This is a genomic window from Arthrobacter sp. Soil761 (genome assembly GCF_001428325.1).
Classification (GTDB): domain Bacteria; phylum Actinomycetota; class Actinomycetes; order Actinomycetales; family Micrococcaceae; genus Arthrobacter.
On the sequence record NZ_LMSF01000001.1, the window covers coordinates 316,756 to 330,501 of the forward strand.

Annotated in this window: 11 protein-coding genes; 4 read left to right on the forward strand and 7 right to left on the reverse strand. The window is 68.8% G+C overall.

Annotated elements, in window-relative coordinates; translation table 11 throughout:
- The first annotated feature begins 76 nt into the window (after positions 1 to 76).
- Positions 77 to 904, forward strand: coding sequence for an alpha/beta fold hydrolase (locus tag ASG79_RS01485; RefSeq protein WP_056387948.1), 828 nt, complete (start codon positions 77 to 79; stop codon positions 902 to 904).
- A gap of 103 nt (positions 905 to 1,007) precedes the next feature.
- Positions 1,008 to 1,655 carry a phosphoribosyltransferase gene (locus tag ASG79_RS01490; RefSeq protein WP_056387950.1) on the forward strand — a complete coding sequence of 216 codons (648 nt, stop codon included), beginning with the start codon at positions 1,008 to 1,010 and terminating at the stop codon, positions 1,653 to 1,655.
- A gap of 79 nt (positions 1,656 to 1,734) precedes the next feature.
- Here ASG79_RS01490 and ASG79_RS01495 read toward each other — a convergent pair whose 3' ends face one another.
- Positions 1,735 to 3,069, reverse strand: coding sequence for an MFS transporter (locus ASG79_RS01495; RefSeq protein WP_018768365.1), 1,335 nt, complete (start codon positions 3,067 to 3,069; stop codon positions 1,735 to 1,737).
- 251 nt (positions 3,070 to 3,320) lie between these two features.
- On the opposite strand from ASG79_RS01495, the gene ASG79_RS01500 reads away from it, so the two are divergent.
- The gene (locus ASG79_RS01500; RefSeq protein ID WP_056387952.1) at positions 3,321 to 4,052 is read left to right on the forward strand and encodes an IclR family transcriptional regulator; all 732 of its coding nucleotides are present in this window, start codon (positions 3,321 to 3,323) and stop codon (positions 4,050 to 4,052) included.
- A 35-nt stretch (positions 4,053 to 4,087) separates the two neighbouring features.
- On the opposite strand, the gene ASG79_RS01505 is transcribed toward ASG79_RS01500, so the two are convergent.
- The 4 genes from ASG79_RS01505 to ASG79_RS01520 form a co-directional block, all read right to left on the reverse strand.
- Complete coding sequence (locus ASG79_RS01505) at positions 4,088 to 5,344, reverse strand: MFS transporter (protein WP_056387955.1); 1,257 nt, start codon at positions 5,342 to 5,344, stop codon at positions 4,088 to 4,090.
- A gap of 166 nt (positions 5,345 to 5,510) precedes the next feature.
- A complete protein-coding gene (locus ASG79_RS01510) occupies positions 5,511 to 8,639 on the reverse strand; it encodes an AAA family ATPase (RefSeq protein WP_056387957.1) in 3,129 nt (1,042 codons plus the stop codon).
- A complete protein-coding gene (locus tag ASG79_RS01515; RefSeq protein ID WP_056387959.1) occupies positions 8,636 to 9,814 on the reverse strand; it encodes an exonuclease SbcCD subunit D in 1,179 nt (392 codons plus the stop codon). Before ASG79_RS01515 ends, ASG79_RS01510 begins: the two co-directional genes overlap by 4 nt.
- Before the next feature lie 57 nt (positions 9,815 to 9,871).
- On the reverse strand, positions 9,872 to 10,816 hold the full coding sequence (locus ASG79_RS01520; RefSeq protein WP_056387961.1) for an aquaporin: 945 nt from the start codon (positions 10,814 to 10,816) through the stop codon (positions 9,872 to 9,874).
- A gap of 215 nt (positions 10,817 to 11,031) precedes the next feature.
- Here ASG79_RS01520 and ASG79_RS01525 point away from each other — a divergent pair, with 215 nt between their 5' ends.
- Positions 11,032 to 12,117 (forward strand): ADP-ribosylglycohydrolase family protein, encoded by a 1,086-nt coding sequence (locus tag ASG79_RS01525; RefSeq protein WP_056387963.1) that lies wholly within the window; start codon positions 11,032 to 11,034, stop codon positions 12,115 to 12,117.
- Here the strand turns inward: ASG79_RS01525 and ASG79_RS01530 are convergent.
- Both ASG79_RS01530 and ASG79_RS01535 read right to left on the reverse strand, forming a co-directional pair.
- Positions 12,098 to 12,577, reverse strand: a complete 480-nt coding sequence (locus ASG79_RS01530; RefSeq protein WP_056387964.1) for a DUF4395 domain-containing protein — start codon at positions 12,575 to 12,577, stop codon at positions 12,098 to 12,100. The genes ASG79_RS01525 and ASG79_RS01530 overlap by 20 nt on opposite strands.
- 83 nt (positions 12,578 to 12,660) lie before the next feature.
- Positions 12,661 to 13,716, reverse strand: coding sequence for an exonuclease domain-containing protein (locus ASG79_RS01535; RefSeq protein ID WP_056387966.1), 1,056 nt, complete (start codon positions 13,714 to 13,716; stop codon positions 12,661 to 12,663).
- Positions 13,717 to 13,746: the final 30 nt, after the last annotated feature.

A 13,746-nucleotide genomic window follows, 5' to 3' on the forward strand; every position in this document is an offset into this window, starting at 1 on the left:
TGCGTACCTTTCCAAGGAAGACGCACCGACGCGCCGGGCCCGCCCAGGCGCCGTACCTGATTGGGGAACTGACACCATGAGCGGCAGGCACACCGGACAGCAGCACGCGCACACCGTTGAAGGCACCGACCCCCAGCTGTATGTGGCGGTCCATGAGCCCGCAAACGATGCCGGCCTGCGGCCGGTCCTGCTGCTGCACGGCTTCTCCTCCTCCTCCAAGCTCAATTGGGAGGACACCGGCTGGGTGTCGGCGCTGCTCGAGGCCGGCCGCCGGGTCATCACCGTGGACCTTCCCGGCCACGGCCGCAGCGGCGCGCCGGAGGACCGTGACTCCTACTCCCCCAGCAGGATCAGGGCGGACCTGCTCCAGGCGGCGTTCGACGCCGGCGTCCACCCCCTGCAGGACGGCGACCCTTCCAGCGGGCTGGACGTCGTGGGCTACTCCCTGGGATCCAGGCTCGCCTGGGAGTTCGCCGCAACCCAGCCCGAGCTGGTGCACCGGCTGGTGCTCGGCGGCCCCAACGACTCCGACCCCCTTGCTGCATTCGACCTCATCGCCGCCCAGAACTACCTTGCGGACGGGACACCGATCCAGGACGAATCAACCGCCCAGCTCCTGAAGATGGCATTGCTGCTGCCGAACAACAACATCTTCGCGCTGCTGTCCCTGGTGGAGGCCATCAAGGCCGAGCCCTACGACCCTGCCGAGGCAGTCCCCCATGTTCCCATGCTGCTGGTGGCGGGCGACAAGGACGAACGCGCCGCGATCCTGCCCAGGCTCGCCGCGCTGGCCCGCGGCGCCGGTTCCATGGTCGAACAGCTGGTCCTCCCGGGCCGGAACCACACCAACGCCATCACCAGCAGGGCCTTCAAGCAGGCCGCGATCTCGTTCCTGTCCGTCTAGGCAGGGCCCGGGTCTTGCTGGAAAGCCTGGCCCCGGGCTGAAACCGCCAGGGCATCCAGCAGTACGCTGGGGGCAGGCAGGCCGCAGTTGCCGGGAGGGACAGATGGGTACGCGTTTCGAAGACCGCACTGACGCCGGCCACCGCCTGGCCGCTGCGCTTGGACAGTTCCGGGAACAGCCGGGCACCGTGGTCCTGGGCCTGGCGCGCGGCGGTATTCCTGTCGCCGCGGCTGCAGCGGCTGCCCTCGGCCTGCCCCTGGGCGCCGTCCTGGTGCGCAAGCTGGGTATTCCGGGTCACGAGGAAACCGCCTTTGGGGCGCTGGCCTGGGCGCAAGGGCGCACGGTCCGGTTGATCAACAAGCCGTTGCTGGAACGCGTCCTTGACCACGGCGTGCAGCAGGAATGGCTGGATGACGTTGAGAGGCGCGAACGGGACGAACTGCTCCGCCGGGTGGAGCTGTATCCGGGAACCGGCATCGACGTGGCGGACAGGACCGTCCTCCTGGTGGATGACGGCCTGGCCACGGGCGCTACGATGCGTGCCGCCGTCGAAGCCATGCGGGAGGGCGGCGCGGCTGCCGTGGTGGCGGCAGCTCCCGTGGGATCGATCGACGCCGAAGCCTCGCTTGAGCGGGTGTGCGAAGCCGTGGTGTGCCTGCACCTGCCGGGAAGATTCCGGGCTGTTGGAAGCTATTACCGGCACTTTGGGCAGTTGAGCGACGACGACGCGGTCAGGCTGCTGGCGCACTAGGCCGCCCGGAAGCACAGCAGGCCCGGACCTTGCGGTCCGGGCCTGCTGTCCTGCCCACGTCGTCCGGGGGCGATGGGGATCAGTGGTGGTTGCTGACGCCCAGCGGGCGGCCCTTGGTTTCCTTGGCCAGCACCACGCCGACGGCCGAAATGACGCAGAGGACCATGATGTAGATGCCGATCGAACCGGTCCACTTGGTGGCCTGCAGCAGTGACTCGGCAATGGTGGCCGCGAAGGCGCCGCCCAGGATGGCGCCGAAGGCGTAGCCGATGGAGATGCCGGAGTACCTGACGTTGGCGGGGAACATCTCTGCATACATGGCCGACATGGGACCGTAGGACAGGCCCAGGCCGATGGTCAGGACGAACAGGGCGACGCCGTAGAGCAGGATGTTCTTGGTGTCGATGAGGGCGAACATGGGGATCATCCAGGCAAAGACGATGGCGTAGCCGGTGAGGAAGGTCTTCACGCGGCCGATCCGGTCCGACAGCCAGCCGCCCACCAGGGTGAAGATCAGCCAGCCAAAGGACGCAAGGGTGGTGGCCAGGAGGATCTGCGGGGTGGGCATCTTCAGGGTCTTGGTCGCGTAGGAGATGAAGAACGCGATCAGCAGGTACCCGGCGGCGTTGTTGCCGATGAAGATCAGGGTGGAATACAGGACGGGCAGTTTGTGGTTCCGGATCAGCTCGCCCAGCGGCGCCTTGCTTTCCTTCTTCCGCAGGGCCATCTCCTGGAAGACGGGGCTCTCGGCGACTGCGCGGCGGATCAGGTAGCCCACCACGATCAGGACGATGGAGAGCAGGAACGGCACGCGCCAGCCCCATGCCGCGAAGTCTTCCTTGGACATGCCGGTGTTGAGGAAGTAGAGCAGGCCGGTGGCCAGGATCATGCCTACGGGTACGCCGATCTGCGGGTAGGCTCCGAACAGGCCGCGGCGGCTGATGGGTGCATGCTCAACAGCCATCAGGGCGGCGCCGCCCCATTCCCCGCCGGCCGAGAAGCCCTGGATGACGCGCAGCAGGATCAGCAGGATGGGAGCCCAGGCACCGATCTGCGCATACGTGGGGAGCATGCCGATCAGGGCCGTCGCGGCGCCCATCATGACCAGGGTGAAGACCAGCATCGCCTTACGCCCCAGTCGGTCGCCCAGGTGTCCGGCGACAACAGCGCCGAGCGGGCGGAACAGGAAGCTGATGCCGATGAGGGCAAACGAGAGGATCTGCGCCAGGCCCGGGTTGGACTCGTTCAGCGGTGCCAGGAACAGCGGCGACAGCAGCGTTGCGGTCAGCTGGGCAAAGATGAAGAAGTCGTACCACTCGATGGTGGTGCCGACGAGGGTGCCGGCGAGGACCTTGCGTTCCTCCCGCCGGCTGCTGGGACCGGCGGGGGTATCCACCTTGGAAGGTGTGGTCATTGAAACTCCATTGTTTATTGGGCAGCAGTGCCACCCGGACGCCTTCAGAATTACCGACAGAACGGTCAGTTAGTTAGTAGGGTACTACGGAATTGTGATGCGGGACACGGGGTGCGGATTTTTTTCAAGGGGATGTGCCCGACATTGAGTTCTATATTCGAACTGCGAGTTCGTATAGAGGACAATACCCGGTGCGCCCGGATGAGACAAGAGTCACGGCAGGCCGCGCGTTCGCCCCTAGGATGGATTTCATGACACCTCCAGCAGCCGCAGCCCGGACGGCGGAGCCGCAGGCTTCGCCGTCCCAGACCCTTTCGCGCGGCATCCGCGCCCTTGAGATCCTGGCAGCTGCCCCGGGCCCGCTGACCATCGCCGAACTGGCCGACGCCATGGGTGTCCACCGTTCGGTGGCCTACCGGATCCTGCGTACCCTGGAAGACCATTCCCTCCTGGTGCGTGACGATGCCGGACGGGTCCAGCCCGGCCCCGGCCTGGCAGTCCTGGCCCGGGGAGTATCGCGCAACCTGCAGAGCGCCGCCCTTCCCGAGCTCACCCAATTGGCGAACTCGCTGGATATGACGGCGTTCGTTGCGGTGTGGGACCACCATGACTGCATCACGCTCGTCACGGTTGAGCCGCGGCATTCGGGCGCCACCGTGGCCCAGCACCCTGGTACGCGCCACCCCATCAACGCAGGCGCGCCGGGTATCGCCATCCAGTCGGCCCTGTCCGAAGCCGAGTGGGACCGCTTGGATACGGGTATCCCCTACCGTCCGGAGGCGTCGGAAGCGCGGAGGAGGGGTTACTCAGCCAGCCATGACGAGGTCATTGCCGGGGTTTCCTCGCTGGCAGCCCCTGTCCGGGTGCCCGGCGGGCGCCCGGCCGCCCTCGCCGTCGTCTACATCCGTTCCGCCCATGATCCGGAAACGGTGGGGGCGGCCATCGCCGCAAGCGCCGCCAGGATCGAGAGCCAACTGGCGTAGCGGCGGGAGGGCGGCAGGCTGGCATCGAGGCCCTGTCAGGTCCTCCGGCGGAGCACGACGGCGGCCCCGGCCCCAAGCAGCGCCAGCGCTGCCGCCGCGCAGACCGGGACAAGGAACGCCGCCGCCGGGCCGTGGAGTTGGGCCAGCTGTCCCCCAATCGAGGACCCGATGGCCGTTCCGGCGACAATACCGCTGGCCAGGGCGGTCATGACCGTGCCAAGCCGGCCGGCGGGAGCCACCTGTCCGCCCACGGCGAAGACCGTGACCATGACCGGACCCACCGGGAGTCCAAGGACCAGCAGGACCGCCGCCATCATGGGCAGCGATGCCGGCACCAGCAGCAGGACCGCCAGCCCCGCCATCAGGGCTGCGCACAGCACCCAGCGCAGTGCCAGGCCGGCGCGCCGCGGCCAGTAGGCAACCGAGAATGCCGCCACTGCAGAGCTTAGGCCCATCACGGCGTACAGCAGGCCCGCAATTTCCGTGCCTGCGAGCCCCGCAGAGAAGGCGCTGAGGGCGGCCTGGGTGGAACCGAAAAAGGTCCCCATGCAGACCATGGCCAGAACCGGCAAGGCAACGACCCATGGCAGCTTCACGGGTTGTGCCCTGCCCGTGACCTTCCTGCGGACGGGACGACCGGTGGCAGGTACGGCGCCATGGGTAGGGTGCACCGCGAAGGCAGGGACAAGGGTGATGGTCATGGCCGCTGCCAGCGCCAAGGGAAGCCAGGGCGCCACGAGGCTGGCCAGGATTCCCACCAGGGCCGGCCCCAGGACAAACGTCAGTTCATCGGCCGTGCTCTCGTAGGAGAGCGCGGTGTCCAGCTCACGGGCAGCGCCACCGGACGGCGCCGACGGACCTGCGGCATTGGCTGTCAGCGCCATCCACCTGACCCGGGCCAGGGGTCCCACCTGGGGGCAGGTGGCGCCGGCGGCGAAGGCGGCCACCAGGACGGCGGGCGGGAAATCCCCCGCCTCGGATGTGGTGTTGGCGATGAAGACCAAGGCCAGCACCGCCACGGTGTTGAGCAGAGCGGACAGGAGCAGGACGGGCCGTTGTCCCCGCCTGTCCGCCAGGGCTCCGAGCACCGGAGCTCCGAGCGCGGAGCCGAGGCCCACCGCGCCGGCCGCGGCCCCGCCGGCGGCGAAGGAACCCGTGACCGAGGTGACCAGGGTCAGCGTGCCCATGGCCAGCATGGCCAGGGGAAGCCGCGCAAAAAGTCCCAAGGGAATGAAGCTTCTGCCGGCGAGCTGCGGCAGCCGGGAAAAACGCCCCCTCGCTGCCCGTTCCATGGAGTCCGGGCTGGAGGTTTCCTGCTCTGCGGCGGTGCGGGCAGGAGTGTCGGGGGTGGTTGAAGGAGTAGTTTGTGGTGTCAATTCCGGGCTCGTTCAATAGGTGCGCATCGTCCCTCCTCCCGATGCGCGCAACCCGGTAACGCGCTCCATTATATCGGCCTGGTCAGGCGAGGGCGTCCGCAGTCTCGGAGATCCGCAGCGTGGAGCCGTTCCGGCTCTTAATCACTTGCAGCTGGGTCCCGATGCGCTGTTTCATCTCGGCAACATGGCTGACCAGTCCCACCACCCTGCCGCCGTCGCGGAGCCCCTCAATGGCATCCATGACCTGTTCCAAGGACTGTTCGTCCAGGCTTCCGAAGCCCTCATCCACGAACAGGGTCTCGATTTCCACCCCTCCGGCTTCCTGCTGGACGACGTCCGCCAGCCCGAGTGCCAGCGAGAGCGACGCCATGAAGGACTCGCCCCCGGACAGGGTGGAGGTGTCCCGCCGGAAGCCCGTCCACTGGTCCACCACTTCAAGTCCCAGCCCTGATTTTGCGCCACGCGCTGCCTTGGCGTCGGTGTGCTGGAGCAGGTAGCGGCCATCACTCATGGCCACCAGGCGTTCGGACGCGGCGAGGGCCACCTGCTCCAGCCTCGCCGCCAGGACGTAGCTGTTCAGGCTCATCCGGTACGTGTTCTCACCCCGGCCGGCTGCGGCGTCAGCCAGCCCGGCAAGCATCTGTGCCCGCTCCGCCGGTTCCCGGGATGCGCGGACCAGCTCCTGGTAGTCGGCGGCGATCGTTTTCAGGGATTCCAGGCAACGCGAGGCGAGACCGGCGGCAAGATCGGCTTCCCGCCCGTCATTCTGGGCAGTGGCCGCCTCCAGGCGAAGCGCTGCCAGCCGCTCCTCGTCTGCCCGGAAGCCGTCCGCGGCTTCTGCCAGGGCCAGCACAATGTCCTCGGATTCGAACAATCCGGCAACGCGCGCGGCTTCGTCCTGGGCTGCACGGCCGGCGGCTTCCAGGGCTGCCGCTTCGGCGGCGCCAAGGAGCTGGCTGCGGACGTCGTCTGCCGTGGCGAAACCCGCACCCGGCAGGGCCAGTTCCAACTGCTCCTGCGCTTCGGCGGACTGCAGCCGCGCCGCGTCCAGCCGCGTCTGCGCCTCGACGGCCTTGTCCAGGACTGCTGCGGCGTCCTCGAGTGCCCGCAGCCGACGGGTCAAGCTGGGGTGGGGGCCGCGCAGGGCGGCGAGCGCCTTGTCCAGTGCTGCAGCCTGTTCGGCCGCCTCGGCAAGGGACACGGCAGTCCGGGACAGCTCTGCCTCTGTTTCGGACAGCGCGGCACGCGCCTGCCCCAGGCCGGCATCCAGCGCTTCCAGCCGTTGCCGCCTGTCCTGCAGCTCCTCTGCGGCCTTCTCTGCGTCCGCGGCGGCAGCGAGGGCGGCCTCGGCACCGGCGCGTGCCTCTTCAACAGGGGTGGTCCCGCCCTGGCCGGCGAGGACTGCCACGGCCTGCTCCGCTTCTGCAAGGTCAGCGGCAACCAGGGCATGGGCTGCCTCTGCGGCCTCGTATAAGCGGTGGGCTTCCTCTTCATCCTGGGCCAGACCCGGGCCGGTAGTGCCGCCATCCGCGGGGCGGGGATGCTGCCCGCTTCCGCAGACGGGACAGGGCTCGCCGGCAACCAGCTTGGCTGCCAGCTCGGATGCGGCGTTGGCGAGCCTGACCTCCCGCAGGTCCAGCCAATGACGTTTTGCCTCCAGGAGGTCCTCCCGCGAATCGTCATGGCGGATCCTGGCCAGGTCCCTCCGCTGGGCAGCCCGCCCGTGCCGCCGGACGATGTCCAGCAGTTCCGCGGCCGCAGCGGCTTCCTTGCGGCGGAGTGCCGCCTCGATGGAGCGCGCTTCCAGCTGGTCCATACCGTCGGCCAGTACCGCCCGATCGTCCTGCAAATGGGCTGCGCGATTCCCCAGCGTCTCCACGGTGAGCCGGAGCTCTTCCTGCCGGCCAGCCAGGCTCCGGTGCCGCTTCCGCAGGTCCTGGAGCCTGTCCTCGTCCGGCAGCCGGGCCTCGACGACGGCCAGCAGCGAACGCAGCCGGCCCAGTTCGTCCGCTGCCCCGGGGACGGTGCCTCCGGCGGCGGGTGGTTCCGAACCCAATGTTTTGGAGCCCAGTGTTTCGGAGCCCGGTGATTTGGAGCCCAGTGTTTTGGAGCCAAAGGTTTCCAGGCCCAGCCGGGCCAGTTCGCCGTCGTCCGTGGCAGCCATCCGCAGCAACGTCAGGGCAGATTCTGCAGCGGCTTCCGCGTTGTGGACCTTGGCTGCCGCAGCGTCCACGGCCTGCAGCTGCCCCTGGAGGACCTCGGCCTGGCGGTGCCGGGCCAGACGGGAGGAGAGCTCATCGCGATGCGCGGCCCCGTCCTCCACGGACTTCCGCCGGGCGGTGGCCGCCTGGAGTTTCCGGTGCCGCTCATGCCGCGCGGCTTCGCTGTCCACCTCACTTCGGCGGTCCTGGCTGAGCGCCGCCGCGGCTGCGGCGTGCTCCGTGAGTTCCGCCAGCCGGCCGGCAACGGAAGCCTGCAGCCAGTCAAGGCGGCCGGGGACGTCGTCCGTCGGCGGAGCTCCGGCATCAGGAAGCTGGAGCGGAGCGGCCTCGGTTTCGGCACGCGAGGCAAGGAGGCCGAGTTGGCCGGACAGGGCGGCGACGTCCTCCCGGGCGGCGGCAGCCTGACGCGAGAGTTCCTGTTCCAGGGCCTCGAAGCGCTGGGTGCCGAAGAGCTTTTGCAGCAGGTCCAGGCGGTCGGCGGCCTTGGAGCGGAGGAAGGCAGCGAAATCACCCTGCGGCAGCATGACCACCCGGGTGAACTGCTCACGGTCCATGCCCAGCAGCGCCATGATCTCCGCGCCTGCTTCGTCGTTGCGGGCGGACTTTTCCACCCACGCACCATCGATCCGTTCGCGGAGCAGCGTCTTTGCCTGCTGGACCGTGAAGCCATTCTTGCCCCGCGCGCTGGGCTTGTCCCACGCCGGCGAGCGGGTCACTTCGAAGCGGCGGCCCTGCGAGGAGAACTCGCAGGTCACGGAAGGTTCCTGACCAGGTTCCGCGTGGTCGCTGCGCAGCCGCTTGCCGTCCTGCCGGGCACCGGGGACAGATCCGTACAGGGCAAAGCAGATGGCATCCAGCACGCTGGTCTTGCCGGCACCGGTGGGCCCGTTCAGCAGGAACAGGCCATGGGCGCTGAGGCGGTCAAAGTCGATGTCCTCGGTTCCGGCGAAAGGGCCGAACCCGGAGATGCGCAGATGGTGGATCCTCACCGTGACGCCTCCAGCAGCCTGACGTTTTCCAGCGCGGCGGCGAGCGCGTTCTTCTCCGCCGGGTCTGCAGCCCGTCCCCGCACATGCTCCAGGAAACCGCAGCACAGGGCGAGGTCATCCGGTGCGCCCGCGAGCCTGCTGCTGTAGCTGGCCTGGGGGGCGGCAGCCCCGCCCTGCGGATCGAAGGACAGGACCAGGGTGTCCGGGAACCTGGCGCGGAGCCGTTCCATGGCACGGGCGGGACGCTGGGCATCCGTCAGGGTGATCTGGCAGTAGGCGGTCTCAGCCCAGGCGTGGCCCGGGTCCGCCAGGAGATCTTCCAGGGTTCCGCGCAGTACGGCGAGGGACCGCGGGGCCTCCCACAGGACCTCTGCCACGGATGTGACTCCCGCCGGACCGATGTCCACCAGCCAGGCACCCTTCCGGTGGGCGGCCTCGGAGAAGGAATAGGCCAGCGGCGACCCGGAATACCTGACGGAGCCGGACAGCTGTTGACGCCCGTGCAGGTGGCCCAGGGCGGTGTAGCTAAAGCCGTCGAAGAGGTCCAGCGGCACCGCGCCCACTCCGCCGATGCTGAGGTCCCGTTCGCTGTCCGAACTGATGCCGCCGCTGGCGAATGTGTGGGCCAGGATTACGGAGTGGACGGTGGCGGTAGCCGCACGCCGGGCGATGTCCTCCCGGATCAGGCCGGTGGCCGCCCGGGTTACCTCGAAATGGCTTGGCGTTTCAGCCCCCAGCTGTTCGGCGACAAGCCTGGGCTCAAGCCATGGGATGCCGTACAGCGCGAGGACGGCGTCCTTTCCGGCAGCATCCGCGCCCAGCGGCAGCAGGAGCGGGTGGGCGAGGTCCTCCACCCTGGTGCGCAGGTGCACTCCCCCGCGTTCCAGCAGGCGGGAGGCAAAACCCAGGCGGATTGCGGAGTCGTGGTTCCCGCTGGTAAGCACCACTTTTGCACCCGTGGCAGTCAGGCGGACCAATGCGTCATCAAGCAGGTGGACCACGTCCACGCCCGGCAGCGCCCGGTCATAGACGTCGCCGGCGATCAGGACAACGTCCACGCTGTCCCGCTGGACCGCTGCCACCAGCTGGTCAACGAAGGCGCGCTGGGCGTCCAGCATGCCGACGCCGTGGAAGGAACGGCCAAGATGCCAGTCCGAGGTGTGAAGTAACCGCATATCCCTAAGCTATCGGCAACCACTGACACTCAAGGAAAACGCCGCGGCCAGCGGCGGTCAGGACCGTTTTCCTTCGAAAAACTCCTGCGCCTCGTTGACGCCGCCTGCGTCCTGCCGGGCGGCCGCTGCGGGCACAGCCCTGTCCGTGCCGGCACTTTCCATGGCGTCGTCGTCGGCCTCCCCGGCGTCGTCGTCGGCCTCGGCGGCGCCCTCGTCGTCATGGAGGTCCGCGCCGTCCTCAACGGATGCAGCGGACTCAGCCACTCCGGTAATGCGGAACGCCAGCCCCGCGATGGCAGCGCCGGCCAGCGGCGCGACCAGGAAGACCCACAGCTGCTCCACGGCCCAGCCGGAACTGAAGACGGCGGAGGCGACGGCGCGGGCGGGGTTGTACGGCAGGTTCCCCACCGACTGGCCCACCTGCAGCAGGGCCGCAAAGGACAGGCCGACGGCAACCGGCGCCGCGCTGCGGCTGCCGCCGGAGCGGCCGGCGGCAAGGAAGACAGCCACGATGATCGCGGCCCCCAGCAGTTCCAGGAGCACGACGGCGGCGAGCGGGGCCTGAATCATGGAATGCTCGCCGAAGCCCGCGGTCACGGTGTCGAAGGCAGTACGGCTGTCAGGGATGCTGGGAAGGGTGCGGAGGATGCCGAACAGGGCAAGGGCGCCCACCAGGGCTCCCACCACCTGGGCGGCGGCGTATGCGGCGGCGGCGCCGGCACGGATCCGTCCCGCCAGGAGGTGACCCAGGGTAACGGCGGGATTGAAATGGCCGCCGGAGATGTGTCCGAAGGCGAGCATTGCCGCCGTGATGGCCAGGCCGGCGGCAAGGGCCGACGGCACCGGGCTGGACTGCGGAATGCTGAACAGCGGCACGCCCAGCCCGGCCACGGCCAGGAAGAGGCTGCCGAAGGCCTCGGCCACCAGGCGGGGCATCAGAGCGCTGGGCGCGGTGGCCGGGCCGGGCTGCAGTGCGTCGCGGGCGGGGACAGGGGTGCTCATGATGGGACCTTCGCTTCTTTGGGCCTGGGCTTTGCGTTGCAAGCGGCAGCTGCTGCCGGTTCCGGGGCTTCCACCAGCTTGCAGGGCGGCGCCGGGCAACCCGTGCAGTATTCCAGCCCAGGCTGTGCGTTTGCTGGACACCAGCCGTGCGCAATGGCCGGCGGGACGGATGGGACCAGGCGGCGGGACCGGTTTTCGGACGGTAAATTTACTTCATGAGCATCGACCGCGGAACCCCTGTGCCCACCCTCAAGTCCCGGATCCATGGTGCGCTGCTGGGCGGGGCGCTGGGGGATGCACTGGGGTATGCGGTGGAGGCTGATTCCATCGGCGCCATCCGCCGGCGCTTCGGAGCCCGGGGCCTGACCGGGTTTGACGCTCTGTCCGGTTCCTGGCCTTTTTCCGACGACACGCAGCTGACCCTGTATACCGTGGACGGGCTGGTGGAGGCGTTGGAGTGGGCCAACGACGGGGTGGGTGCGGATGTGAACGCCTGCCTCTGGCTGGCGTACCTGCGCTGGCTGGCCAACCAGGGCGAAGACGCCGGGGCTTCAGCGCCCGCACCCCAGCCCCGCTGGATCGACGGCAACGAGGTGCTGCGGCAGCGCCGGCATCCGGAGCAGGACTGCATCACCGGGCTGGCCTCCGGCGAGATGGGCACGTCGGTCCGCCCCGTCAACCCCGAGGCCAAAGGCGCCGGCACGGTGATGCGTTCGGCGCCGTTCGGGCTTATTCCACATATTGCGCCCGACGCCGTCTACAAGCTCAGTTCCGATGCCGCCTCCCTCACGCACGGGCACCCTTCCGCCCGCCAGAGCGCCGGAATCTTCAGTCTCCTGATCCATAAGCTCGTGTCCGGCGAGGCGCTGCGGGACGCCGCTGCCGCGGTGGCGGCGCACGCGGCCACCCTCCCGGACGTGGCGCCGGAGCTCCCGGAGAGGCTTGAGGCCGCCCTTCGTCTCGCCGACAAGGCAATCGTTGCCCCGGAGGAACTGGTCCACGTGCTTGGCGGGGGCCGGATGGCGGAGGAGGCACTCGCCGTCGCACTGTATGCAGTCCTGGCCACGTTGCCCGCTGACGACGCGGACGCCGGGCCGGGCCGGCATTTCCGGGACGCTGTTGTTCTGGCCGTGAACCATGACGGCCCCAGCAGTACCACGGGCTCGCTGGCAGGGAACATCCTGGGCGCCTTCTATGGGGAAGACTGCCTGCCGGCGCAGTGGCTCGGGGCCCTGGAAGCGCCCGGGGTGGTCCGCGGCATGGCCAATCAGTTGGTGAAGGTCACAACCGGCGAAGGCTGATGTTGTTGCAGGCCTCGCAGACGTCTTCGGGGACCAGCCCGCGGCGCTGCAGGAACCCGAAGATGGCGCACCCCAGGCAGAACCCGGCGAAGGCCTCCAGGGAGGCTGCCACCACCAGGATCCCCAGGAGGGTCCAGGCTGCGGCTGCTGCACCTGCGGCGAACAGGAGCAGCGCCGCGGTGGATACGGCAGCACCTATCCCCTGGGCAAAGCGCTTGGGTGGCCCCGGCACAAGTCTTACCTTTCCCAGCCGCGGAGTGATGACCTTGACTGAGAGCAGCGCCAGGGGTGAAATCCGCGGGCCGAAGAGCAGACGCAGCCAGAACCCGATGGAGATGGCCAGCAGCCCCCACCCGGAGCCCGCCAAGGCGGTGACGACGGCGAGCAGCACCACGAGCGCTGCCGTGACACGGGCGGCGTACTCGTTGACGGGATTGGGAAAAGCGAACAGGGACGCCATATGGCAAGGCTAGGAGCCTGTGGCAGGGCTGCCAAGCTGTGTTGCGCCGCATGAAGCGGGCGCGCCTTTGAGTGCCGGCCGCGTCAGGCGCTGACGGCAGTCGCGCGGGCGCCGTCCCAGGTTTCCCCGGGGTCGGCGTGCAGGGCGTCCCCGTTGCCCACCATCTGGAGGAACTCACCCTCGGACAGCACTTCGATGGCTTGTCCCCTCTCATGGAGCTCCAGGACGCGGCGCGCCTTGCCGGTGAGCCTGCCGGAGCGCAGGTCTGAGGCAACGAAGCCATCCCCCACCACCAGCACGGTGGTACGGCCGGTGACCCGGCTTTCCGTCCGGGCACCGCACCTGGCCGAGCGCAGCTTCGCTTCCGGACGGGCAATGGAGAGCTGCCCGGTGAATACCACCGTCTGCGCGTACAACGGATGGCCTGGCTCGGCGTCCAGGTTGGGTTCCGGGTTCAGCCCTTCCTCGGGCCAGCCGGACTGGAACCGGCGCACCAGTGCGGCACCGTTGCCGGACGCAGCAGCCATGGCCGCCACGCTTGGCTTCGACAGGTCGCCCGAGGCGGGATCGAAGGCCTGCTGGTGCGGCATGGCCAGCCCCAGGGAGAGGAAGAGTTCGGCGATGCTGTTGGCACCGTTGCGCGCGGCGATGTCGACGAGGATCCCGGCGCAGGCGCGGGCGTCCTCGGCGGCGTCGTGGTGGTTGACCAGCGGTACGCCCGCTTCCTCGGCGGCGAAGGGAAGCGAGTTGGAGACGAGCGAGTAGCAGCGCCGGGACAGCATGACGGTGCAGACGTAGTCGTAGGCGGGACCGGGCAGGCCCGATACCTCCAGCGCCGAGCGGATCACGCCCAGGTCAAAGGCGGCATTGTGGGCTGCAAGCACGTCGTCGCCGATGAACGCGCCAATCTCCGGGAACAACTCCCCAAAACGGGGCCTTCCGGCAACATCCGCAGCCGTGATGCCGTGGATCCGGACGTTGTGATGGTCAAAGTGGTCATAACCGGCCGGGGGGCGCATCAGCCAGGAGGCCTCTGCGACGATTTCCCCGCCCCTTACCTTCGTCAGTCCCACAGAGCACGGGGAGCCGCGGAAGCCGTTGGCCGTTTCGAAGTCGATCGCCGTAAAGTCCAAACCCACGGCCCCTACCTTACCGCCGCAGGCCTCCCA